This window comes from Streptomyces sp. NPDC101181 (assembly GCF_044767975.1).
Classification (GTDB): domain Bacteria; phylum Actinomycetota; class Actinomycetes; order Streptomycetales; family Streptomycetaceae; genus Streptomyces.
In genome coordinates, this window is sequence record NZ_JBIWOX010000014.1 from 58,431 (window position 1) to 78,883 (window position 20,453).

A 20,453-nucleotide genomic window follows, 5' to 3' on the forward strand; every position below is an offset into this window, starting at 1 on the left:
CGGGCGCATTTCGCGATCGAATTGACCGAGGCGTGATGTTACTCGCGGGAAACAGGGCGACACAATCCGTCTCGCTAAGATCTTTTGCGAGGTATCTTTTTTGATCCGGAAATGAGCAACAGGACGTCATCCCCTTGTCAAGGAATGCGTATCGGGGGGCCGAATAGGCGAGGGGTCCGCCTCGGAGTCCGCACACCGCGCGCATCCGGGTCACAGATCGCCTACGGCAGGGGCCGTCTCTCCGGCGGCCTCCGGAAGTCGGCGAGCGAATCAGCCAGACGGCCGAAACACGCCATCACAAAGCGCGGGTGGGGCCCACCTGCGCGGAAGTCCCCGCCCGCGGCCGAGATGCGTGCCCCCTGCACCGCGATCTTGTCGAAGTGGTGTGCAGCCCCAGTTCCTTGGTCTATCTTCGTCGCGGACTTGGTACGCATCTGTCGGTTCGCGGGAGCGCTTTCCCCCCACCGTCCCACCCCGCCACCGGGCGCCGAGAGCAAGGGGACGCGACATGGCACATCTCATCCAGCCGCTGGATGCCGGAGACCCGCTGGGGCCGCTCCCCCAGGAATTCGCCGCGATCATGCGGCCGGAACTGCCGAGCCTCATCAAGGAAATCGGCGTCGAGGTGACCCGGGCCTATCCGGAATACGCCCGGCTGCTCGACGGGCCGAACGGGCAGGCCATCCGGGTGGGGGTGGAGCAGAGTCTCTCCGCCTTCGTCGACCTGGTGGCCGAGCCGTCCTCCCCCACCACGCTCCGGGACGACATGTGCCGCCGCTTCGGACGGTTCGAGGCGTACGAGGGGCGGACCATGGACACCCTTCAGGGGGCGTACCGGCTGGGTGCGCGGGTGGCGCTGCGGCGGGCCAAGAAGGTCGGTCAGAGCTACCACCTCTCGCCCACCCTGATGCTGAGCTTCGCCGACGCCCTCTTCACCTACGTGGACGAACTGGAATCCCTTTCCAGGGAAGGCTTCCTGGAGGCGCAGTCCCAGTCGGGCGAGCGTGGCGAGGCGTTGCGCCGACGCCTCCTGCACCTGATCCTCTCCGGCCGCCCGGCCCCCCGCAGCGCCATCGCCGACCTGTGCGAGCAGACCGGCTGGACGCTTCCCGAGGAGGTCACCCTGGTCGCGGTCCGGGCCCCGGCGGAGCTGGACCGGCTCAGCGTGGACCCCGACGTCCTCGTCGACCTCAGCGCCCCGCAGCCCCACCTGCTGGTTCCGGGCCCGCTGGACGGGGGGCGAAGATCCATGCTGGAGCTGTCCCTCGCGGGCGCACGGGCGGCCGTCGGCCTGACCGTTCCCACCCCCCTGGCCGCCGATTCGGTCCGGTGGGCCCGCCGGGTGCTGGAACTCGTCGAGGCCGGGGTGATCGACGACGCCCCGCTGATCCGCTGCGAGGACCACCTGATCACCCTCTGGCTGCTCTCCGACCCCGCCCTGCTCGATCAGCTCGCCCAGCGCGAACTGGCCGCCGTGGCGGGGATCAGCGCCGTCCGGCGCGACCGGCTGGTCGAGACGCTGCGGATCTGGCTCGACACCCGGGGGACGGCGGCCCAGATGGGCGCGCTGCTCGATGTCCATCCGCAGACGGTGCGTTACCGGATGCGCAGTCTGGAGACCATTTTCGGTGACCAACTCGTCGACCCGGAGAGCCGCTTCGCCACCGAGGCGGTGCTCCGCGCACTGCGGCTGCGCTCCCGTGCCGCCGGCGCCGGTGCTCCCGCCTTCGCCCTCCCCGGATCTGGATCACGTCCGGCGCGACAGGTCAACTTACCGGCGCGTAAGGGGAAATAGCCGGTCAGTCCCAAACGGTTGCGACACGGAGACGTCTCCGGGGAGAAACCCGGAACCGCGTCCCGTAGACAAGGAGGAGCCCGCCGCTCACCCGGCGACGGGTCCCGTGCTCCGCCTCCTGGCCGACCATCCGAGAGGGAACGCTCCATGACCGCCTCGCACCTCCTCGTCCCCGTGCCGATCCCGGACCGGGTCGCGGCGCTGATCGGTTCGTGCATCCCGCCGCACATCCTCCAGGCGGAGTTCGACGCCGACTGCGCGGCCCGCGAGGTCCGCCGCTTCCGCGGCCCCCGGCTCGGCGTCGAGGACCAGGCCGACCGCGAGCAGGCCCTGTCGGACCTCGCGCGCGCCAACAAGGTGCTGTCCGCGCACCACCCCGCCCTCGCGGTGCTCCCGGGGTCGCCCTTCTGACCGCACGGCGCCCGGCCTCCGGCCGGAACCGGTGCCGGACCGGCCGCGCGCACGGTTGGTGACGGTCCGCACATGTGATTCTCGTCGCGCCCACGGCGTACAACCCCGGCGGGAAGACGTCCGGGCGACGGCCCTCCGACGGGGTGGTCCGGGACGGCGCCGGGCAGGCCGCCCGCCGCGCCCAGGTACGGCGACCGCCCCGCTCCGGGCCCCCGACGTGCGGCGACGGGTCTCCGGCCGCCGGGACCGGACGGGGCGGGACGACGGAGCGACGCCACGGCGCGGCGCGGATGCGGCCGCCGTTCGGCCGCCGGGCGGGCCGGACGGTGGCGGGTGCCGCCCGTGACAGGTGGCCGCGGGCCCGCCCACGGGCCGCTAGCCTCTTCACATGACCCCCACTTCGACCGAGTCGGCCCCTGCCCGCCCGATGGTTGTCCTGAACGCCGAGATCCGCGCCCTGGTCGCGGACGGCGGTGTGGTGTCGCCGGAAGGCCGGCGGGAGTACGAGCGGCTGCTGGTCGAGTGGGTGGCGGCCGTCCGCGGCGCCGCGGCCCACTGACCCGGCGGCGCCCCCCGCGAGACCGTCGGGGACAGTGAGGCGTCCCGTACCCTCCTCGCCCCCGGAGTCCCCGTGACCGCCGTCTCCCCCGCACGTCCCCGCCGTACCTCGCTCCTCCTCGTCACCGACCTCGCGTACGAGGCACGGGGCCGCCGCTACTGCGACGAGGACATCTTCCTGGCGTCCCGGCTGCGTGAGACGTTCGACGTGGCCCTGTGCCACCCCCGGGACGCGGCGGCGCTGCTGGAGCGCTTCGGCCTCGCCCTCGTGCGCAACAGCGGGCCGGTGCTGCACTACCAGGAGGCCTACGACGCGTTCCGCGCGCGGGCGGCGGAGGCGGGGACCGTGGTGTACAACCCGCTGGGCGGGCGCGGTGACATGGCGGGCAAGGAGTACCTGGTCGAGCTAAGCCGGGCCGGTCTCCCCGTGATCCCCACGGTGGACCGGGCGGCGGAGCTGGCGACGCTGCCCGGGGCACCGGGGTATGTGGTCAAGCCGAAGCTGGGGGCGGACTCGGTGGGGCTGCGGTTCGTCACGGCCGGGGAGGCGCGGACCGCGCTGGAGGAGGCGGCCGAGGGCTCCCTGCTGGTCCAGCCGCGCGTGGACTTCCGCCACGAGGTGTCCTTCTACTTCGTCGACCACGACTTCCAGTACGCCCTGTACGCCCCCGACCCGGAGCGTCGGTGGGTGCTGGAGCCCTACGCGGCGAGCGCGGAGGATCTGGCGTTCGCCCGGCGGTTCGTCGACTGGAACGCCCTCGGCCACGGCATCCAGCGGGTCGACGCCTGCCGTACGGCTGAGGGCGGGCTGCTGCTCGTGGAGCTGGAGGACCTGAACCCGTACCTCTCGCTGGACCGGGTGGCCGAGGACGTCCGGGAGGCGTTCGTGGCGCGGCTGACGGAGTCGCTGACCTCGCTGACCGGCTGACCCCCGTCCGGACTGCCCCCGCATGCGGGCGGCGGGGGGCGGTGTGAGGGTGCAGACGTGACCACTGCCAGCGAGCAAGCCCCCGCCGCGCAGAGTGCCGCCGCGCCGCCTCCCGTCCTCGACCGGCGCAAGCGCAACATCGTCTTCGCCACCATCGTGCTCGGCATGCTGCTGGCGGCGCTGGACCAGACGATCGTCGGCACGGCACTGCCGACGATCGTCTCGGACCTGGGCGGCGCCGAGCACATGTCGTGGGTGGTCACCGCGTATCTGCTGGCGGAGACGGTGGCGACCGTCCTGGTCGGAAAGTTCGGCGACCTGTTCGGCCGGAAGCTGGTCTTCCAGGTCTCTGCGGTCGTCTTCATCACCGGGTCGTTCCTGTGCGGTCTCGCCTCGGACATGCTGCTGCTGATCATCTGGCGCGGTATGCAGGGCATCGGCGCGGGCGGGCTCATGGTCACGTCGATGGCCCTCATCGCGGATGTCATCCCGCTGCGCGAGCGGGGCAAGTACCAGGGCGCGATCGGCGCGGTCTTCGGTATCTCCACGGTCATCGGACCGCTCCTCGGCGGGCTGTTCACCGACCACCTGACCTGGCGGTGGGCGTTCTACGTCAATGTGCCGATCGCCATCGCGGTGGTGATCGCGGCCGCCCGGAACATCCCGTCGGTGCGCGCGGCCGGACGGCCGGTCATCGACTACGCCGGCATCGCGCTGGTCGCCGTCGGGGCGAGCGCGCTGATCCTGGCAACGAGCTGGGGCGGCAACGAGTACGCCTGGGGCTCGCCCGTCATCATCGGCCTCTTCGTCGGCGGACTGATCGCGCTGGCCCTGTTCTGTCTGGTGGAGCGGCGGGCGCAGGAGCCGATGCTGCCGATGCGGCTGTTCCGGAACCCGGTGTTCACGGTCTGCTCGGTCCTCAGCTTCATCGTGGGTTTCGCCATGCTCGGCTCGATGGTCTTCCTTCCCACCTACCTCCAGTACGTGGACGGGGACTCGGCAACGCTCTCCGGCGTCCGGACCCTGCCCCTGGTCGCGGGTCTGCTGGTCGCCTCGATCTTCAGCGGCAACGTGGTCAGCAAGACCGGCCGCTACCGCCTCTTCCCCATCGTCGGGACGCTGGTCATGGCGGCCGGGCTGTTCCTGCTCTCCCGGATGGGGCCGGGGACCGGGGTGTGGCTGGAGTCCCTGTACATGGTGGTCCTGGGGCTCGGTATCGGGCTGGCCATGCAGGTGCTGACGATCGCCGTGCAGAACACCGTCGACTACGCGGACCTGGGCACGGCGACCTCGGGCGTGACGTTCTTCCGTACGCTCGGCAGCGCGTTCGGCACGGCGGTGTTCGGCACGATCTACGCCAACGCGCTGAAGCCCAATCTCGGCGAAGGCGTCGCGCGGGCGACCGCTGCGGGCGGTGACCCGGCGGCGCTGGTCCGCGCCTCGCAGAGCCCGCAGGCGCTGCACGCGCTGCCCGCCGCCCAGGCGGAGCCGCTGGCGCAGGCGTACGCGCAGACCCTGCACACGGTGTTCCTGTGGACGGTCCCGGTGGCGCTGCTCGGCTTCGTCGTCGCGCTGTTCCTGAAGGAGGTGAAGCTGCGGGACTCGGCGCGGCTCGCCTCGACGGACATGGGTGACGGCTTCGCCCGGCCGGGCAGCGGCGACTCGGAGAGACTGCTGGAGGTCTCCGTCGCGAAGATCCTGCACCGCGCCGGTCCGGAGACGGCCCGCCGGATCACCTTCGACTCCGACACCCGCCTGGACATGGCGGGGGCCTGGGCGGTGATGCAGGTGGACCTGTTCACCCGGATGGTCGGCCACGCGGGGCTGGGGCTGATCGCGGCCCGGCACCGGATTCCGCCGGAGGTCCTGGTGCCGGTCTTCGACCGGATGATCGAGGAGGGCTATCTGACGGGCGACGGGCGGCTCTTCTCCCACACGGCGGCGGGCCGCCGGGAGGCGGCGGTGATCTCGGACGCCTGGGGCCGCTGGCTCAACGACCGCCTGGCGGAGGACGGCGCCCGCCCGGACGACCGGCTTCTGCGGGCCACGGTCGACACGATCGCCAAGCGCCTGCTGGCGGAGGACCTGGCGCAGGAGCTGTCCCCCGCCCCGGGCCCCGGCGGCTCGACCCGGGTGGGGGCCCCGGCCTGAACCGCCGGGTCCCGGACCCGGCCACGTCAGGCGAGGACCAGGTCGGGACAGGCCACGTCAGGTCAGGTCATTCGACGAAGACGGCCGTCGCGTAGACCCAGGTTCCCTCGTGGCGGGCGAAGCGGCTCTGCTCGTGGAGCGAGTCGGGGCGGCCGTCGTCGGTGTAGTGGGCGCGGAAGGTGACGGTTCCGGTGGTGTGGAAGGCGCTGCCCTCGGTGGTGTCCAGGATCTCCAGTCCGGTCCAGCGCATCGCGGGGTCGAAGTCGACGCCCGGCGGCCGGGTCCCGGGGTGCCAGGTGCGCAGGAGGTACGCCGCGTCCTGGACGACGAAGGCCGCGTACCGCGAGCGCATGAGGGCTTCGCAGGTCGGGGCGGCCGCACCGCCGGAGTGGAAGCGTCCGCAGCAGTCCCCGTAGGTCGCGGGCAGCCCGCAGGGGCAGGGGGCGGCCGGGGTGATCCGCGGGGCGGCGGCCGGCCGGGGCCGGGAGGTGCGTCGTGACATGGGTCCATTGTGACGCGGGGCCCGGTGCCGCGTCCGCTCCGCCCCCGTACGGAGCTACGGGTGCGGGACGGACGGTGCGACGGGGCGAGGTGGGCGTGCGACGGGCCGGGACCCGGCGGTGCGGTGGGGCTCAGGCCTTGCGGGCGACGCCCGCGTAACCCGGGATCGGCTGGTCGCCGGGGACGTCGATGACCTCGCCGAGTTCGGGGTGCCAGTCGGCGGAGAGGGTCACTCCGGGCTCGACCAGTTCGAGGCCGTCGAAGAAGGCGGCCAGTTCGGCGCGGGAGCGGGGGCGCAGGGTCATGCCGCGCCGCTGGTACATGGCGCGGGCCTGCGCGGCGCCCTCGGGGTCGAAGTCACCGGTGGTGTGCGAGAGCACGAGATAGCTCCCGGAGGGGAGCTGTTCGACGAGTTTGTCGACCAGGTCGGCCGCGCCGTCCTCGTCGTCGATGAAGTGCAGCAGGGCCAGCAGGGACAGGGCGATCGGCCGGCCGAAGTCCAGAATCCTGCCCGCCTCGGCCAGGATGCTCTCCGGCTTGCGGGCGTCCGCCTGGACGTACTCGGTGGCGCCCTCGGGGGCGGAGCGCAGCAGGGCCGCCGCGTGGGCGAGGACGATCGGGTCGTTGTCGCAGTAGACGACGCGGGCGTCCGGCGCGGTCCGCTGGGCGATCTGGTGCAGGTTCGGCTCGGTGGGTATGCCGGTGCCGATGTCCAGGAACTGGCGTACGCCCTGATCGGCGAGCCAGCGGGTGGCCCGGTGCATGAACGCCCGGTTGACCCGGGCCATGTCGCGGCCGCGGGCGTCCAGCTTCAGCAGCTCCCGCGCCATCTGTTCGTCGACCGGGTAGTTGTCCTTGCCGCCGAGGAACCAGTCGTACATCCGTGCCGGATGGGGCTTGCTGGTGTCGATCTCGATGGACTGGGGTTCTTGCCCGGCCATGTCGCGCTCCGTGGGTAGGGGTCCGTGGGTCGAGGATCGGAGGGGATGGGGGGATCGGAGGGGATGGGGGGATCGGACGAGGAAGCGGGCCGGGGTGGCGGGGTGCCCAAGTGCTCCCAGAGGGCGGGTGCTTCGGCGCTCCGACAGGATAGGTGGCGGGGTGTCAGGTGAGAAGGAAGTCCGCCTGGCCCGCCTTGGCGCCCTGGATGAACGCCGCGATCTCGCCGTTGGAGTAGATGAGTGCGGGGCCGTCCGGGTCGGCGGACTGGCGGACGGCGACCCGGCCGTCCGCGAGCTTCATCGCCTCGATGCAGTTGCCGCCGTTGCCGCCGCTCCACGGTTTGTACCAGCCCTCGGAGCCGAGATCGCCCGCGGGCATCCCGTTGTATATGTGGTTCATGACAGCTCCTTGCGGAAGCCCCGGAGGATTTCCTTCGTGCGTTGTGCGGTTGCGGCCTGCGCCGCCATGCGGTCCATGACCTCCAGGTAGGAGGCGACCTCGGGCCGGGCGTCGAAGTAGACGGCACCGGTGAGGTACTCGCTGTAGACCATGTCGGGGAGTTCCGGCACGGCGAACCGGAAGAGGACGAAGGGGCCGTAGGTTCCCGGGTGGTGGCCCGTCGCGAACTCCGCCATCTGCAAGGTCACATGGGGCAGCTCGGTGGCTTCGAGCAGCTTGTCGATCTGCGCGCGCATCGTCTCGGGTCCGCCGACCGGTCTCCGCAGGACCGTCTCGTCCATGATCACCCAGAGCTTGGGCGCGTCGTCCTTGGCCAGCAGGGACTGCCGTTCCATCCGCAGGGCCACATGGCGCTCGATGTCCGCCGGTCTGGTCTGGCCGACCGCGCCGGTACGCATCACGGAACGCGCGTAGTCCTCGGTCTGGAGCAGCCCGGGGACGAAGTGCGGCTCGTACGTGCGCAGCAGGCTCGCGGCGCCCTCCAGACTGACGTACATGCTGAACCAGTCGGGCAGGACGTCGTGGAAGCGCTGCCACCAGCCGGGCTTGTTGGCCTCCTCCGCCAGTTCCACGAAGGCCTCGGCCTCCGGGTCGGGGACGCCGTACGCCTTCAGCAGCAGCTGGACGTAGGGGATCTTGAGCGCGACCTCGGCCGTCTCCATCCGGCGTATGGTCGCGGGGGCGACGCGGAGCACCTTCGCCGCCTGGTCACGTGCCAGCCCGGTGCGCTCGCGCAGATCTTGCAGGCGCTTGCCGAGAACGACCTGGCCCACGGTCGGGGCGGACCGCGGTTCGCTCACTTCAGACCTCCCCATGCGCTGTTTTGCGAGCAGTGTGCCATGCGTGCGCCCCCGACGACACAGTCACTCTGGAAATTTCAGAGTGCCTCTTGCCAAGTGTCGTCGTCAGGAGGAGAGTTACGGTCCGAACCAGTTCGCTCGGTCATGTCCGCCCCTTTTCCAGGGGGGAACGAGGCGTGACGCAGCCCCCACTGTGAGGAATCGGTCGTGGCCCCTGGCAGTGCGCTCATCCCCCGGCTCCTGGACCTCAGCCCCGGTACGGAGGCGCTCCGTTACTGCTTCGCGCTGCCCGCGCGCCCCGAGTCGGTGGCCGGGGCGCGGAGGCTGACCCTGGCCCGGCTGGACGCCTGGAAGCTGGCGGGCGACGCCCGGGACGCGGCCGTCCTCCTCGTCTCCGAGCTGGTCACCAACGCGGTGGTGCACACGGCGAGCGCCCGGGTGGTCTGTGAGCTGCGCTGTCTGGGCAGATCGCTGCGGATAGCCGTGCAGGACCAGGGCCACCAGCCCGAGGGACCCCGGCTGCGCCGCTCCTCCGACGACGAGCACGGCCGCGGCCTGTTCCTCGTCGACGCGCTGAGCGAGTCCTGGGGGTCCGACGAGGCGGGGGACTCCTGCGGACGCATCGTGTGGGCGGAGCTTCCGCACGGCACGGATCAGCCCTGTTCCACGGAGCCCCCGTGCTGAGGAACGCGCTGTCCCGGCTGCGTGGTGCCCACCGGGACCGGACCCCCGAAGCGCCCCGTGGCGCCCGTCTGCGGCTGGCACTGCCCGCGTCGATGTCGGCCAGCCTGGGCTGCGACGCGGTGGGCGTCCCGGCCCGGCACGGTTTCCGGCTCATGTCGCATCTGCCGCGCACCGGCTGTGTGTTCGCCGACGCCGACCGCTGGTGGTGGATCGTCCCGGCGGGCTCGGACCTCGACCTGGACTGGCCCGAGCAGATCACCTACGCGCGGGGCGCCGATGTCCCCGTAGGCCGGCCCCGGCTGATCCACGCGCCGGACGCGCTCACCCCGTACACCCCGCCGATCCCGCTCTTCCTGATGGTCTGCCAGGTCACCGGCGTGGTGCCGAGCTGGGCCGACGCGCCCGCGCCGACGGCGGTATCCGCCCCGTAGGACACCCGTCTCGGCCCCGTAGGACACCCTTCCCCGCCCCGTGGACACCACCGGTCCCGGCCCGCGCGGACCACCGGTCACGGGTGTGCGCGGGCCGGGAGGCGGTCCGGGACGGGACCGCGAGGCTCGCCCGCGCTGTTCGCCGAGCGGCCCCCTCCCGGTTCCGACGTACCGCACCTCGCGGGCGGCGCGCCGGAACCGGGCGCGGCGTCACCCCCCGCTGCCCACGGCGGGCAGGGAGAAGGTGGCCGGGGTCTTCTTCAGCTCGGCCGTGTTGATCTTCACGTACTGAGCGAGGAACGGTGCCGGGTCACCCTGGGTCCCGCGGTCCTTCGACGGGTCGGCCAGCGGCAGGGACAGCTTCGCGTCCTTGACCGAGATCTTCTGCTCGGAGGGGCTGTCGATCCAGTTCGGCGCGTTGACGGTGCCGAACTGCACGGCCAGTTGGTGCCCCTTCTTCAGGGTCCAGTCGGAGGACTTCAGGTCGAGCTTCAGCCGCTTCCCCTCCACGCGGGCGACCTGCTCGTTGAAGGCGACCCCGGTGCCGTCGGCCGCCACGTCGTACAGCCTCACCATGACGTTGCCCGTCCCGGAGGCGGTCATGGTGAGCGAGGGGGCGCCGGACACCCGGACGTCCCGGGCGACGGGCTCGGACCGGACGAGGAAGCTGGGGGCGCCGAGACGGGCGGCCCGCTCGGCGTCCCGCTTCGGGTCGGAGCCCGAGCCGATGTCGGTGTACCGCCCGCCCTTCAGGGCGAGGGTGGGGGTGGTGACGGTGCTGGGCCAGGCCTTCTCCTCCCGCCACTTTCCGGAGTTGTCCTGGATGACGTAGTTCGGCAGCGGCTTGGCGGGCTTCTGGCCCTTGAGGTGTTCGTCGAAGAAGGCCATGGTCTCCTTCAGCCATCCCTCACGGCCCATCGCCAGTTTGCCGTCCGCTCCGCGCTCGTTGCCGCGTACGTGGTCCCAGGGGCCGATCCAGCCGCGCTCGACGCCGCGGTGGTTGGCGAGGTACTCCTCCATGCCGAGCGGCTTGGTGTTGTTCTCGGTGAGCCCCTGGGTGAACAGCAGCGGGGTGTCGGTGCCCTTGGCTCCGGCCACCGCGTCGCGCTGCGTCCAGAACGGGTCGCCGGGGTCCACCGTGCCCGCGAGGACCGGTGTGGCGGCGCACTCCGGGTGCTTCAGCTCGTACGTCGCGTTCTTCCGGTAGCGCTTGTCGTCGTCGGGAAGCGGGGTGATGTTGGCTATCTCGTTGTAGGTGCTCGGGGCGATGATGCCGTTGGACCGGGTGACCCCGTTGGAGTGGGAGTGCTGGTAGAGGTCCCAGATGGGCTCCTGCGCGACGACCGCCTTGAGCGCCTTCTTCTTCGCGTTGTTGCCCAGCAGTCCCGTCCAGGCGTCGAAGGACTTGCCGTACATCCCGACCGCGCCGGTGGACCAGGGCTGTCCGGCGCTCCAGTCGATGGCGGCCGACACGTCGGCCAGCTCACCGAGGCCGCCGTAGTCGAAGCACCCGCTGGAGCCGCCGAAGCCGCGCGAGTCCACCATGACCACGGCGTATCCCTGCCGGAACAGGTCGGCGCCCTCGAAGAGGTCCGCGAAGCGGTCGGAGGGCCCCGTGTGCGGTTGGCGCTCGTCCTTGAGCTCACCCGCGTGCCCGAAGTAGGAGCTCACCATGAGGATGACCGGCAGCTTCTTCCCCTTCGGCAGCTTCTCCGGCAGGAGCACGTCCGCGTGCAGTTCCGTCTTCGACTTGTCCGCCGAGGGGAAGTAGTGCTGGGTCCAGCGTGAGCCCTTGGGGACCCGCTTGTTCTCGTCATGGGTCACGGAGCGCTGGTCCGTGGCGACCGCCGCGGTCCGGCTGCCGCCCGTGCTCGTGAGGTCGTCCTTGGACGTGGCGACGGCGACGGTGACCAGCGTCCCCGTGACGGTGAGAGCGAGCACGGCGGCCAGGGCGGTGCGGGTCGAAGACGACAGTTTCCTCATCAGATCTCCTGCGGGGTGTTGGCACGGTCCGCGGACGGTCGGAGCTGAGTGCCAAGGACCGGTGCGGAGTTGTTGCTCGTCTACCGCGTCGCGAACAGCGAAAACATGTGACGTTGCGGCACAGCCGCGAGAACCGGTGTTCCGGCGGGCGCGGCCGCTTTGAGGGCGCCTGCGCGACTGTGCCGTCGCGTCATGGTCTTCAATGTCCAGGAGGCGCAGAACCCGGGAAGAGGCACACCCTTGAGGAGGGGACCCATGCCGTGGAGCACGCGGGAGATAGCCGAACTGGCCGGCACGAGCCTGCGGGCGGTCCGGCACTACCACGACATCGGGCTGCTCGACGAGCCCGACCGGCGTTCCAACGGTTACAAGCAGTACGGTGTCGACCACCTGGTCCGGCTGCTGCGCATCAAGCGGCTGGTCGCCCTGGGATTCTCCCTGACCCAGATCGACGGCATGCGCGACGGCAGGGACTCCCGCGAGGACCTCACCGACCTGCAGGCACTCGACGCCGAGCTGGAGGCCACCATCGAGCGGCTGCGGCAGGCGCGCGCCGAGGTCGGTGCCCTGCTGCGCCACAAGGGCCGGAGTGATGTCCCGCTCCGTTTCGCGGCGGTCGACGACAGGAGCGACGTGCCCGAGGCCGACCGCCGCTTCCTCACCGTCATGGACACGGTCCTCGGGACCGACGCGCTCAGCGCGTACGCCGATCTCCTCGATCAGCGTCCTGATCCGGTGGCGCTGGAGCTCAACGACCTCCCTGCCGACGCCGACGAGGAGACCCGCCAGGCCCTGGCCGAACGCCTCGTCCCCTATGTCCATGCCCTACGCGTCCGCCACTCCGGGCTGCACCCCCTCCTTTCCGAGGCCCCCAAGGGCGCTCGCCAGGCTTCCCGTGCCGTAGGGGAAGCTCTCACCCAGCTGTACAACCCCGCACAGGTCGACGTGATGGGGCGCCTCGGCGCACTCCTGGCCGAGCGGAGATCCCCGGGGTGAGCTCCGCGTGCGGGACGGTCAGGGTGGTGAGAAGCCCGTCGAACCGCTCGAAGAGAAGGTGGGCCGTCATCGGCGGCGCCCCGCCCCGGCGGCGGCGGAGTGCGGCCCCGGGGCGTCGGCTCAGGCGCTCCAGCCGCCGCCGACGGCCCGGCTGGACAGGTAGGAGTCGCGTAGCGCCGCCCGCAGTCCGGGGACGAACCCGTCGAAGCGCGCCGCGTACGCCTTGAGCTCCTCCTTGTAGGTCCGGCGCTCCTCCTTGCTCCAGACCGGCGAAAGCTCCAGCTCCACCGCGAAGACCGCCATGGCCAGCTCGTCGGTCAGCGTCTCGGAGGGTGCCCGGCCTTCCAGCACACCGGAGCGCACCTGATCCTGGAGGGCTCGCACCGCGTCCGGGTCCACCACAGCGACCCGGTCGACGGGTATGACGCCCAGCTTCTTCTCCCGGCTGACCGTGACCCTGCCCGCCTCGGCCAGCTGGTCGCGGACCGGGGTCTCCGCGGTGTGCGCCTTGTCATGAACGAACTTGAGCCAGCCGCGGGGTGCGTGCTCGGGCAGATCCTGCCAGACCGCGGCCACGAACGGGTCCTGCGGCGGAGTGCCCGGCAGCCGCTTCACCTTCCCGCCGGTGGCGTCCAGCAGGCCGGTGCGCGCCAGTTCGGTGAGCGCCCCGGCCCGCAGCGTCTGGCCGCGCCCCTGAATGTCGTCGAGCGGGAACTTTCCCTTCGGGACGGAATAGCACAACAGATAGATCTTTTGAGTGAGCGTCATGGACACAATAAATCCTTCACTGTCATAGGACCCTTCTTTCGAAGGGGTGCGCACGAGCAGATCGGCGAAAGCTTCCCGTCCCCCTGCCCGATCTTCATACGCTGGCACTAGTACCTCCTGCGCCGGCGACGAAACTGGTGACGTTACGGCACACTTCACTCCGCCACGAGGAGGGCGCAGAACACCTCATCCCCTTGACATTATGTCGACTTCATGCGCTTTTGCCACATTATTCTCGCGCAACGACCGGGTAAGCGTCGGCCGCCGCCCAAGCATCGCCACGAAAAGGAACACTTATTTCTCGCGCATCATTCCGTTCCGTTCGGGAATTGGCTGAGCGCACGCCTTTCTTTTCGGGTCGCGACCGATGGGCGTGCCGAGGTGCCGGGCGGCGGGATTTCCCAACGCCCTGGAAAGCCGCACCCCGCCGATCGCGTACCCATTCGACATCTTCGAGGAGAACCATGCCCCTCTACATCAAGCCTCTGCTGCCCGCCGGGTCGGCCACGACCGCCGATGACGAGGCAGGCCGGATGACACAGATGATCACCGGCTACTGGGTGACCCAGGTGGTGCGCACGGCGGCGGAACTCGATCTCGCCGGCCATCTGGCCGACGGCCCGGCGACGGCCGACGAGATCGCGCGGGCCGGCTCGCTCCATCCCACAGCCACCCTGCGCTTCCTCCGGGCCTGTGCGGCCCTGGATCTGGTGACCTCCGAGGACGGGACGGTCTTCGCCGCGACCCCGCTGCTGAGCACCCTGAGGGCCGACCGTCCGGGATCGCTGCGTGATCTCGCGCTCTGGGGAGGGATGGAGTCGCACTGGGGACCGTGGGGGCGCCTGGCGGACGCCGTACGCACCGGGCAGGGGCAGGTGGGTCCGACCCTGGGGGCCGACCTCTTCGGCTATCTGGCCGCGCACCCCGAGGAAGGTCACCGCTTCACGGCGGCCATGGGGGCGATGACGGACGGCGTCGCCGAACGGCTCGCCGATGTCCTGCCGCTCTCGGGCTCGGAGACGGTCGTGGACGTGGGCGGTGCGGCCGGGGTGTTCGTGCAGACCTTGATGGTGCGCCACCCCGCCCTGCGGGGCGTCGTCCTGGAGATGCCGCATCTCGCCGAGGCGGCCCGGAGCGCGGCCGACCGGGCCGGGGTCACGGACCGGTTCGCCTTCGTCGCGGGAGACTTCTTCGAGTCCGTGCCCAGCGGGGATGTCCATGTCCTGAAGTACGTCCTGCACGACTGGGACGACGAGTCCGCCGTGCGCATCCTCCGGTCATGCCGTGCCGCGCTGAATCCGGGAGGGCGGGTCGTCCTGGCGGAACTGGTCGTCGACCCCGGGGCGAGCGCCGGTCTCCCCCCGCTCATGGACCTCAACATGCTGACGCTCACCGATGGCGGCAGGGAACGCACGGAGGACGACTTCGAGGAGCTGTTCCGGCTCGCCGGGCTGAGGATGACGCGGGTGACGCACTCCGCGTCGCTGGTGTCCCTGATCGAGGGAGTCGCGGAGTGACCGGCCGGGTGTGACGGGGAGCGCGCGTCGGACGGCGGCGGGTGGGCGAGGACATGGGTGGTCGGGGGTGGCGGGACCATCGCCCGACCAGGTGCGTGCCCGTGCCGGGGCCGCCCTCCGCCGACCGATGTGGGCCGGGGTCACCCGGGGGTGGGGTGACCCAGCTCGTGCAGCATCTGCTCCTGGTGGCGATGGCCGATGGTTTCGTAGCCGATGACGGTGACGAAGGGGGCGAGCATGATCACGAGCAGGCAGACCGCGACAGACACCCCCGCAACCGACAGGAGCACCGCGGCGGCGAGTACGACGAAAGTCAGCGTGAGGAGCAGGAGGTGGAAGCGGTCCGCCGTCGACAGGAGCAGGGTGTGCAGGAGATGGACCATGAGGAGGTAGAGACCGGTGGGGAGGGCCAGGGACAGAACGACGGCCATGGCTCCGAGGTGGGTGTGGTGCTCGATGTGGAGACCGGCCACGTGCAGGGCCGCACCGACGGCTGCGACAGCGGTGAAGACGGGGATGTGGCCGTAGCCGAAGAGATACCCACGGCTGCGGCGGCGGGCGAGGATGTCGGCGAAGGGGGTGGCGAAGTAGACCCACCACATGCCGAAGGTCAGTCCGGTCCCGGCGACGATGACGGCGACGGCGTCCGCGGTCCAACGCGTTCCGTCCACGCCGCCGAGGAGGTCGCCGGAGGAGGCCGCGGTGCCGACGACGCTTTCACCGAGCACGATGATCGTGAACAGGCCGTAGCGTTCGGCGGTGTGGTGCGGATGCCAGGGGGTGCCCCCTGCCCGGCCCTGGGCGAGCACCGGCAGTAGCAGTTCCAGCGTTCCGATCGCCACCACGGCGACGACGACGGCAGCGAGCGGCAGGCGGGTGAAGGCGAGGACGGTCCAGCAGACCTGGGCGATCAGGGTCCAGACGATCTCTGCCCGGCTCACCGCGCGGAACCGCGGGGACTGCTGGTGGACGCGCCACCACTGGAGGACCATCGCGACGCGCATCACGATGTATCCGACGACCATCAGCCGCAGTTCCAGGTGGTCGCCCTCGTCGACGGAGTGGAAGAGGGCGGGGATGCCGAGCGCGAAGATGACGACACCGGTCATCTGGACCATGGTCAGCACCCGGTAGAGCCAGTCGTCCGTGCCGAAGGCGGAGGCGAACCAGCTGAAGCTGATCCAGGCGATGCTGATCGCGAACAGCGCGAGGAGGAACGCGAGGACGGCCGGTACGGTGTGCCCCTCGGCGAGCAGTTCGGCGAACTGGTGGGCTGCGGTACCGACCGCGACGACGAACGTCAGGTCGAACAGCAGCTCCAGAGGTGTGGCGACCCGGTGCGTCTCGTCCGGGTCGCGTCCGGTCATCGGCAGGAGGCGGTGCGCGAGTCGGCCCCGGCCTGTGGCTTCGGTACTGGGGAAGTCGCTCATGGTCGCGTGCCGCCTTACGTTCCGCGGGTGGGAGGTGTTCCGGTGACGCCCGAGTGGAGTTTCACCGCGCACGGCGAACATGCCAGGCGGTGACGCCGAACACCGCGACCGACGCTCCGGGGCCGGCCGCCGGCTCACCCGCTGCGGGTACCTCAGCCCGCGTACGCAGGAGAGTCCAGGAACCTGTACGCGACGACCGGATCTCCGGTCGGCGTACCGGAACCGGCACGTTCCGGACCGGGCAGGCCGCCCGGACCGGAGGACCGACGTTCCGCCACGCGGCACGATGCGAGCAGCGTCCTCGCCGCCGGCGGGGCGTATCCGCGCCCCGCGTACACAGGGCGGGCACCGGGGCGACGCGCGGCAGGAACCGGCGGCTCAAAACCTCCGGACGCTGGACGCGCCGCGCACCGGGCAGAATGAGCGGCATGGCCGACAAGGGGAACGGCGGCTTCACGCTGCCGCGCGGGGCGACGGGTCTCCAGCGGGAGAAGGACGGCCCTCTTCCGGAGACCGACCTGTCGGCGTTCCGCGCCGCCCTGTATGCCGCTGCCCGCGTCGGCGGCGGCAGAGCAGGCGAGGTGGAGGAACAGGAGTACCCCCTGACCTTCCACACCGCGACGGTCATCGGCCCTGCGGGCGAGAACGTCGTCCTGTGCCACGCTCACCACCCGTGGGTCGCCTTCGCCGCGGCACGGCGGAACTGGTACGCGGAGGGCTTCCTCGCGCCGCCGCCGTGGGCTCACGCCTTCGCCGACGCGGGCTTCACGGTTCTGAGCGGCGAACGACTCGCCACACCGCTCCGCGATGTGGACACCTCAGTGCTCACGCGGGGCGAATGGCGCCAGGTGCGCCTCTACGGCATCACCACACTGGGTGGAGTCCTCTTCAACGCATGGGACTGACATGCCGTCGGCCAAGGCCGTTGGGCGCCGACCGCCGAAGGACGGGCCGGTGCGTCACCTGGACGTCTCGGCGGACGGTCCCCCGGGCCGGTAGCGGCCGTCGAGGCCCGGGTGGGCCTCGGTGTACCGGTCGACCAGCCGTCGGGCCACGGCCACCGAGTCGACCAGCGGATGCAGGGCGAAGGCCCGTACGGCCGCCGCGCGGGACCCGCTCTCCGCCGCCTCCAGCACCGCCCGCTCCGCGGCCTTCACCGCGGTGACGAGACCGGTCGCGTGGTCCGGGAGCGGGGTGACGGCCACCGGGTGGGCGCCGTTGGCGTCGACGAGGCAGGGCACCTCGACGACCGCTTCGGCGTCCAGCGCCGCGAGCGTGGTGCGGTTGCGGACGTTGAGGATCAGCGAGGTGCGTTCGTTGCGGGCGACGGCCCGCATCAGGGCGAGCGCGACCTGTTCGTAGCCGCCGGACTCCAGGTCGCTCGCCGCCCGCTCCCCCGCCCCGGCCACCTCGCGGTTCTCCGCCATGTAGGTGGCCTCACGTTCGGCGCGGACGCGGTCCCAGGTGGCCAGGGCGGGGGTGCCGGGCTCCCGCATCCGGGCGTAGAAGCCCTCCTGCTGGTCGCGGAGGAAGGCGCCCCGGGTCCGCTCCGCCTGCTGGTAGGCGCGGACGGCCTCGCGGTTGAAGTAGTAGTAGTGCAGGTACTCGTTGGGGATCGCGCCGAGGGACCGGAGCAGGTCGGCGCCGAACAGACGGCCCTCCTCGAAGGATTCGAGGAGGGCCGGGTCGGCGAGCAGCCGGGGCAGCTCGTCCCGCCCGTCCACGTGGATGCCCTGCACCCAGCCGAGGTGGTTGAGCCCGGCGTAGTCGATCCAGGCCCGGTCCGGGTCGGCGCCCAAGGCGCGGGCGGCCCGGCGGCCGAGCCCGACCGGCGAGTCGCAGATCCCGATGACCCGGTCGCCCAGGTGCCGGGACATCGCCTCGGTGACCAGGCCCGCCGGGTTGGTGAAGTTGATGACCCAGGCGTGCGGGGCGAGCCGGGCGATGCGCCGGGCCAGGTCCACGGCGACAGGGACCGTGCGCAGCCCGTACGCGATGCCTCCGGCGCCGACGGTTTCCTGGCCGAGCACACCCTCGTCGAGGGCGATGCGTTCGTCGGCGGCCCGTCCGGCGAGGCCGCCCACCCGGATCGCGGAGAAGACGAAGTCGGCGCCGCGCAGGGCCTCGTCCAGTTCGGTGGTGGCGACGACGGCGGGGGCGTCGGCGATGTCCCGCGCCTGTTCGGCCAGGACCCGGGCGACGGCGGTGAGCCGGTCGGCGTCGGTGTCGTACAGCGTCACCCGGGAGACGCGGCCCTCGGCGTGATCGCCGAGGAGGGCCCCGTAGACCAGAGGAACCCGGAATCCGCCACCGCCAAGAATTGTCAGCTTCACGCTGCTCGATGGTACGGGGGCGGGGCGCCCCGGGGGACGGCGGCGCGGCGGCCCCGGACCGTCATCGTGGTCCGGGGGCCGCCGGGGGCCGGGGCGGTCAACGGCGGGTCAGTAGCCGTTCCACCAGCGGGACACCGCCTGCCAGAGCCGGGCGGGGGCGGCCGGGCGGCGCTGGCGCGGAACGCTCGCCGCGGGGACCGGTGCGCCCGCGGGGGAAACGGCCGGTACGGACGGCGGGGTCGGCGCGGGCGGCGCTTCGGGGGCGGGCGGGGGCGGGGAGGAGACCTCCCAGCTGTCGGCCGGGCGCGCGGCGCGGGCCATCACCGAGAGCGGATCGGAGTCCAGCTTCTGCTGGGGGCTGGGGGCGAACTTCACCGGCAGCTCGACCAGGTGGCGCGACATGATGTTGCCGACCCGGCGCAACTCGCTCTCCTCGACGCCCAGCTCCAGGTCGGGCAGGCGCATCAGCAGGGCGTCGACCCCGACGTCGGCGACGGCGCGGCCGATGTCCTGGCCCGGGCACTCGTGGGGGCCGCCGCTGAAGGCGAGGTGGGCGCGGTTGCCGCCCATGTCGGCGCCCAGGTCGGGACGGACGGTGGGGTCGGTGTTGGCCGGGGCGATGCCGACGAGCAGGGCGTCGCCCGCCCTGATCTGCTGGCCGCCCAGCTCGGTGTCCCCGACCGCCCAGCGGCCGAAGACCGCGGTGAACGGCGGCTCGTCCCACAGGGTCTGCTCGACCGCCTCCGGGACGGTCATGTGGCCGCCGCTGAGCCGGGCGCGGAAACGCGGGTCGGTGAGGACCATGCGCAGCACGTTGGCGATGAGGTTGGCGGTGGACTCGTACGCGGCGATCAGGATGAGCCGCAGGTGCTCCACGACCTCGATGTCGGTCATCGTCGCCGGGTGCTCCACGAGCCAGCTGGCGAAGTCCGGTGCGGGCTCGGCGCGGCGGCGCTCGACCAGGCGGGTCAGCACGGCCACGATGTGGGCGTTGCTGGCCACGGCCGTCTCGGTGCCGCGGGTCATGTCGCGGGCGGCCTGGACGAGACGCTCGTCGTACTCCTCGGGCATCCCGAAGATCGCGCACATCACCATCATCGGCAGGTGTTCCGCGAACTGGCCGACCAGGTCGGCGGTGCCCTTCTCGCAGAAGTCGTTGACGAGGCGGTTGCTGAAGCGGTTGATGTGGCGGCGCACGCCGCGGGTGTCGATGCGCTCCATGCTGTCGGTGACCGCGCCGCGCTGGCGTTCGTGCTTGGCGCCGTCGGCGAACACGCAGACGGGCTGCCAGGTGAAGATCGGGGCGAGCGGGTGGTCCGGGGCGACGCTGCCGTCCTGGAGGGCCCGCCAGCGCCGCGAGTCCCGGGAGAACTGCGAGGGGGTACGGGTGAGGTGGAGGTTCTCGCTGTGGCCGAGGACGAGCCAGGCGGGGACGTCCCCGTGGAGCAGGACCGGGGCGACCGTGCCGTGTTCGGCGCGGAGCTTGTCGTAGAGGCCCGCGGGGTTGTTCTCCGCCTCGGGGCCGTAGAGCCGGCGCAGTCCGCCGGGACCGGTGTCCTCGGAGCCGTCGCCGGAGTGGTGCGCCGGGCACTGGGGCGGCGGGACGGCACCGGGTTCGTGGTGGAAGGGGGTTGTCACAAGGGCTCCAGGGATCGGGACGGCCGCGGCAGGACGGCCGGGGATCGAGCAGGGGCGGGCGGGGGGCGCCGGGCGCGGGCGCGCGCCGGGGGAAACGGGGCCACGGCCCCGAGGCCGGGCGGCCGGGT

At 71.6% G+C, this 20,453-nt stretch carries 19 protein-coding genes; 10 read left to right on the forward strand and 9 right to left on the reverse strand.

The genetic code is table 11. From position 1 onward, the window contains the following. The first annotated feature begins 508 nt into the window (after positions 1–508). The 5 genes from ACIRRU_RS20895 (at position 509) to ACIRRU_RS20915 (ending at position 5,843) form a co-directional block, all read left to right on the forward strand. Positions 509–1,795 carry a helix-turn-helix domain-containing protein gene (locus ACIRRU_RS20895; protein ID WP_403682623.1) on the forward strand — a complete coding sequence of 429 codons (1,287 nt, stop codon included), beginning with the start codon at positions 509–511 and terminating at the stop codon, positions 1,793–1,795. Between the two features lie 147 nt (positions 1,796–1,942). Further along, positions 1,943–2,206, forward strand: a complete 264-nt coding sequence (locus tag ACIRRU_RS20900) for a hypothetical protein (protein ID WP_363200153.1) — start codon at positions 1,943–1,945, stop codon at positions 2,204–2,206. 388 nt (positions 2,207–2,594) lie between these two features. Beyond that, positions 2,595–2,765 carry a hypothetical protein gene (locus ACIRRU_RS20905; protein WP_363200282.1) on the forward strand — a complete coding sequence of 57 codons (171 nt, stop codon included), beginning with the start codon at positions 2,595–2,597 and terminating at the stop codon, positions 2,763–2,765. 72 nt (positions 2,766–2,837) lie between these two features. Further along, positions 2,838–3,692, forward strand: a complete 855-nt coding sequence (locus ACIRRU_RS20910; RefSeq protein WP_403682625.1) for a hypothetical protein — start codon at positions 2,838–2,840, stop codon at positions 3,690–3,692. A gap of 57 nt (positions 3,693–3,749) precedes the next feature. Beyond that, on the forward strand, positions 3,750–5,843 hold the full coding sequence (locus ACIRRU_RS20915; RefSeq protein WP_403682627.1) for an MDR family MFS transporter: 2,094 nt from the start codon (positions 3,750–3,752) through the stop codon (positions 5,841–5,843). 67 nt (positions 5,844–5,910) lie between these two features. Here ACIRRU_RS20915 and ACIRRU_RS20920 read toward each other — a convergent pair whose 3' ends face one another. From ACIRRU_RS20920 to ACIRRU_RS20935, 4 genes are all read right to left on the reverse strand, one after another. Then, positions 5,911–6,345 (reverse strand): YchJ family protein, encoded by a 435-nt coding sequence (locus tag ACIRRU_RS20920; protein ID WP_403682629.1) that lies wholly within the window; start codon positions 6,343–6,345, stop codon positions 5,911–5,913. A gap of 130 nt (positions 6,346–6,475) precedes the next feature. Then, a complete protein-coding gene (locus tag ACIRRU_RS20925; protein WP_403682631.1) occupies positions 6,476–7,285 on the reverse strand; it encodes an SAM-dependent methyltransferase in 810 nt (269 codons plus the stop codon). Between the two features lie 163 nt (positions 7,286–7,448). Continuing rightward, positions 7,449–7,685 carry a DUF397 domain-containing protein gene (locus tag ACIRRU_RS20930; RefSeq protein WP_010058136.1) on the reverse strand — a complete coding sequence of 79 codons (237 nt, stop codon included), beginning with the start codon at positions 7,683–7,685 and terminating at the stop codon, positions 7,449–7,451. Continuing rightward, positions 7,682–8,545, reverse strand: a complete 864-nt coding sequence (locus ACIRRU_RS20935) for a helix-turn-helix transcriptional regulator (RefSeq protein WP_363200158.1) — start codon at positions 8,543–8,545, stop codon at positions 7,682–7,684. The genes ACIRRU_RS20930 and ACIRRU_RS20935 overlap by 4 nt, the downstream gene beginning before the upstream one ends. A gap of 207 nt (positions 8,546–8,752) precedes the next feature. Between ACIRRU_RS20935 and ACIRRU_RS20940 the strand changes: the two genes are divergently transcribed. Both ACIRRU_RS20940 and ACIRRU_RS20945 read left to right on the forward strand, forming a co-directional pair. Then, on the forward strand, positions 8,753–9,229 hold the full coding sequence (locus tag ACIRRU_RS20940; RefSeq protein ID WP_403682633.1) for an ATP-binding protein: 477 nt from the start codon (positions 8,753–8,755) through the stop codon (positions 9,227–9,229). Further along, positions 9,223–9,660, forward strand: coding sequence for a hypothetical protein (locus tag ACIRRU_RS20945; RefSeq protein ID WP_403682635.1), 438 nt, complete (start codon positions 9,223–9,225; stop codon positions 9,658–9,660). Before ACIRRU_RS20940 ends, ACIRRU_RS20945 begins: the two co-directional genes overlap by 7 nt. A 210-nt stretch (positions 9,661–9,870) precedes the next feature. On the opposite strand, the gene ACIRRU_RS20950 is transcribed toward ACIRRU_RS20945, so the two are convergent. Then, positions 9,871–11,643: a CocE/NonD family hydrolase gene (locus ACIRRU_RS20950; RefSeq protein WP_403682637.1), complete on the reverse strand. Its 1,773-nt coding sequence runs from the start codon at positions 11,641–11,643 to the stop codon at positions 9,871–9,873. 255 nt (positions 11,644–11,898) lie between these two features. Here ACIRRU_RS20950 and ACIRRU_RS20955 point away from each other — a divergent pair, with 255 nt between their 5' ends. Beyond that, positions 11,899–12,639: a MerR family transcriptional regulator gene (locus ACIRRU_RS20955; RefSeq protein WP_403682640.1), complete on the forward strand. Its 741-nt coding sequence runs from the start codon at positions 11,899–11,901 to the stop codon at positions 12,637–12,639. A 120-nt stretch (positions 12,640–12,759) separates the two neighbouring features. Here the strand turns inward: ACIRRU_RS20955 and ACIRRU_RS20960 are convergent, their stop codons facing one another. Then, a complete protein-coding gene (locus ACIRRU_RS20960; RefSeq protein ID WP_403682643.1) occupies positions 12,760–13,407 on the reverse strand; it encodes a GPP34 family phosphoprotein in 648 nt (215 codons plus the stop codon). A 464-nt stretch (positions 13,408–13,871) separates the two neighbouring features. Here ACIRRU_RS20960 and ACIRRU_RS20965 point away from each other — a divergent pair, with 464 nt between their 5' ends. After that, positions 13,872–14,924: a methyltransferase gene (locus ACIRRU_RS20965; protein WP_403682646.1), complete on the forward strand. Its 1,053-nt coding sequence runs from the start codon at positions 13,872–13,874 to the stop codon at positions 14,922–14,924. Positions 14,925–15,064: 140 nt separating this feature from the next. Here the strand turns inward: ACIRRU_RS20965 and ACIRRU_RS20970 are convergent, their stop codons facing one another. Next, positions 15,065–16,291 carry a low temperature requirement protein A gene (locus tag ACIRRU_RS20970; protein WP_403682861.1) on the reverse strand — a complete coding sequence of 409 codons (1,227 nt, stop codon included), beginning with the start codon at positions 16,289–16,291 and terminating at the stop codon, positions 15,065–15,067. A gap of 491 nt (positions 16,292–16,782) precedes the next feature. Between ACIRRU_RS20970 and ACIRRU_RS20975 the strand changes: the two genes are divergently transcribed. Next, positions 16,783–17,259, forward strand: a complete 477-nt coding sequence (locus ACIRRU_RS20975) for a hypothetical protein (RefSeq protein ID WP_403682649.1) — start codon at positions 16,783–16,785, stop codon at positions 17,257–17,259. 54 nt (positions 17,260–17,313) lie between these two features. Here the strand turns inward: ACIRRU_RS20975 and ACIRRU_RS20980 are convergent, their stop codons facing one another. After that, positions 17,314–18,687 (reverse strand): 6-phospho-beta-glucosidase, encoded by a 1,374-nt coding sequence (locus tag ACIRRU_RS20980; protein WP_403682651.1) that lies wholly within the window; start codon positions 18,685–18,687, stop codon positions 17,314–17,316. Positions 18,688–18,795: 108 nt separating this feature from the next. After that, positions 18,796–20,325, reverse strand: a complete 1,530-nt coding sequence (locus tag ACIRRU_RS20985; protein ID WP_403682655.1) for a cytochrome P450 — start codon at positions 20,323–20,325, stop codon at positions 18,796–18,798. Positions 20,326–20,453 lie beyond the last annotated feature (128 nt).

Excerpts from the sequence above, each read along its gene's own strand:
- ACIRRU_RS20895 (WP_403682623.1), top strand. The coding sequence starts at position 509 with ATGGCACATCTCATCCAGCCGCTGGATGCCGGAGACCCGCTGGGGCCG.
- ACIRRU_RS20900 (WP_363200153.1), top strand. The coding sequence starts at position 1,943 with ATGACCGCCTCGCACCTCCTCGTCCCCGTGCCGATCCCGGACCGGGTC.
- ACIRRU_RS20905 (WP_363200282.1), top strand. The coding sequence starts at position 2,595 with ATGACCCCCACTTCGACCGAGTCGGCCCCTGCCCGCCCGATGGTTGTC.
- ACIRRU_RS20920 (WP_403682629.1), bottom strand. The coding sequence starts at position 6,345 with ATGTCACGACGCACCTCCCGGCCCCGGCCGGCCGCCGCCCCGCGGATC.
- ACIRRU_RS20925 (WP_403682631.1), bottom strand. The coding sequence starts at position 7,285 with ATGGCCGGGCAAGAACCCCAGTCCATCGAGATCGACACCAGCAAGCCC.
- ACIRRU_RS20930 (WP_010058136.1), bottom strand. The coding sequence starts at position 7,685 with ATGAACCACATATACAACGGGATGCCCGCGGGCGATCTCGGCTCCGAG.
- ACIRRU_RS20950 (WP_403682637.1), bottom strand. The coding sequence starts at position 11,643 with ATGAGGAAACTGTCGTCTTCGACCCGCACCGCCCTGGCCGCCGTGCTC.
- ACIRRU_RS20955 (WP_403682640.1), top strand. The coding sequence starts at position 11,899 with ATGCCGTGGAGCACGCGGGAGATAGCCGAACTGGCCGGCACGAGCCTG.
- ACIRRU_RS20960 (WP_403682643.1), bottom strand. The coding sequence starts at position 13,407 with ATGACGCTCACTCAAAAGATCTATCTGTTGTGCTATTCCGTCCCGAAG.
- ACIRRU_RS20965 (WP_403682646.1), top strand. The coding sequence starts at position 13,872 with ATGCCCCTCTACATCAAGCCTCTGCTGCCCGCCGGGTCGGCCACGACC.
- ACIRRU_RS20970 (WP_403682861.1), bottom strand. The coding sequence starts at position 16,291 with ATGACCGGACGCGACCCGGACGAGACGCACCGGGTCGCCACACCTCTG.
- ACIRRU_RS20975 (WP_403682649.1), top strand. The coding sequence starts at position 16,783 with ATGGCCGACAAGGGGAACGGCGGCTTCACGCTGCCGCGCGGGGCGACG.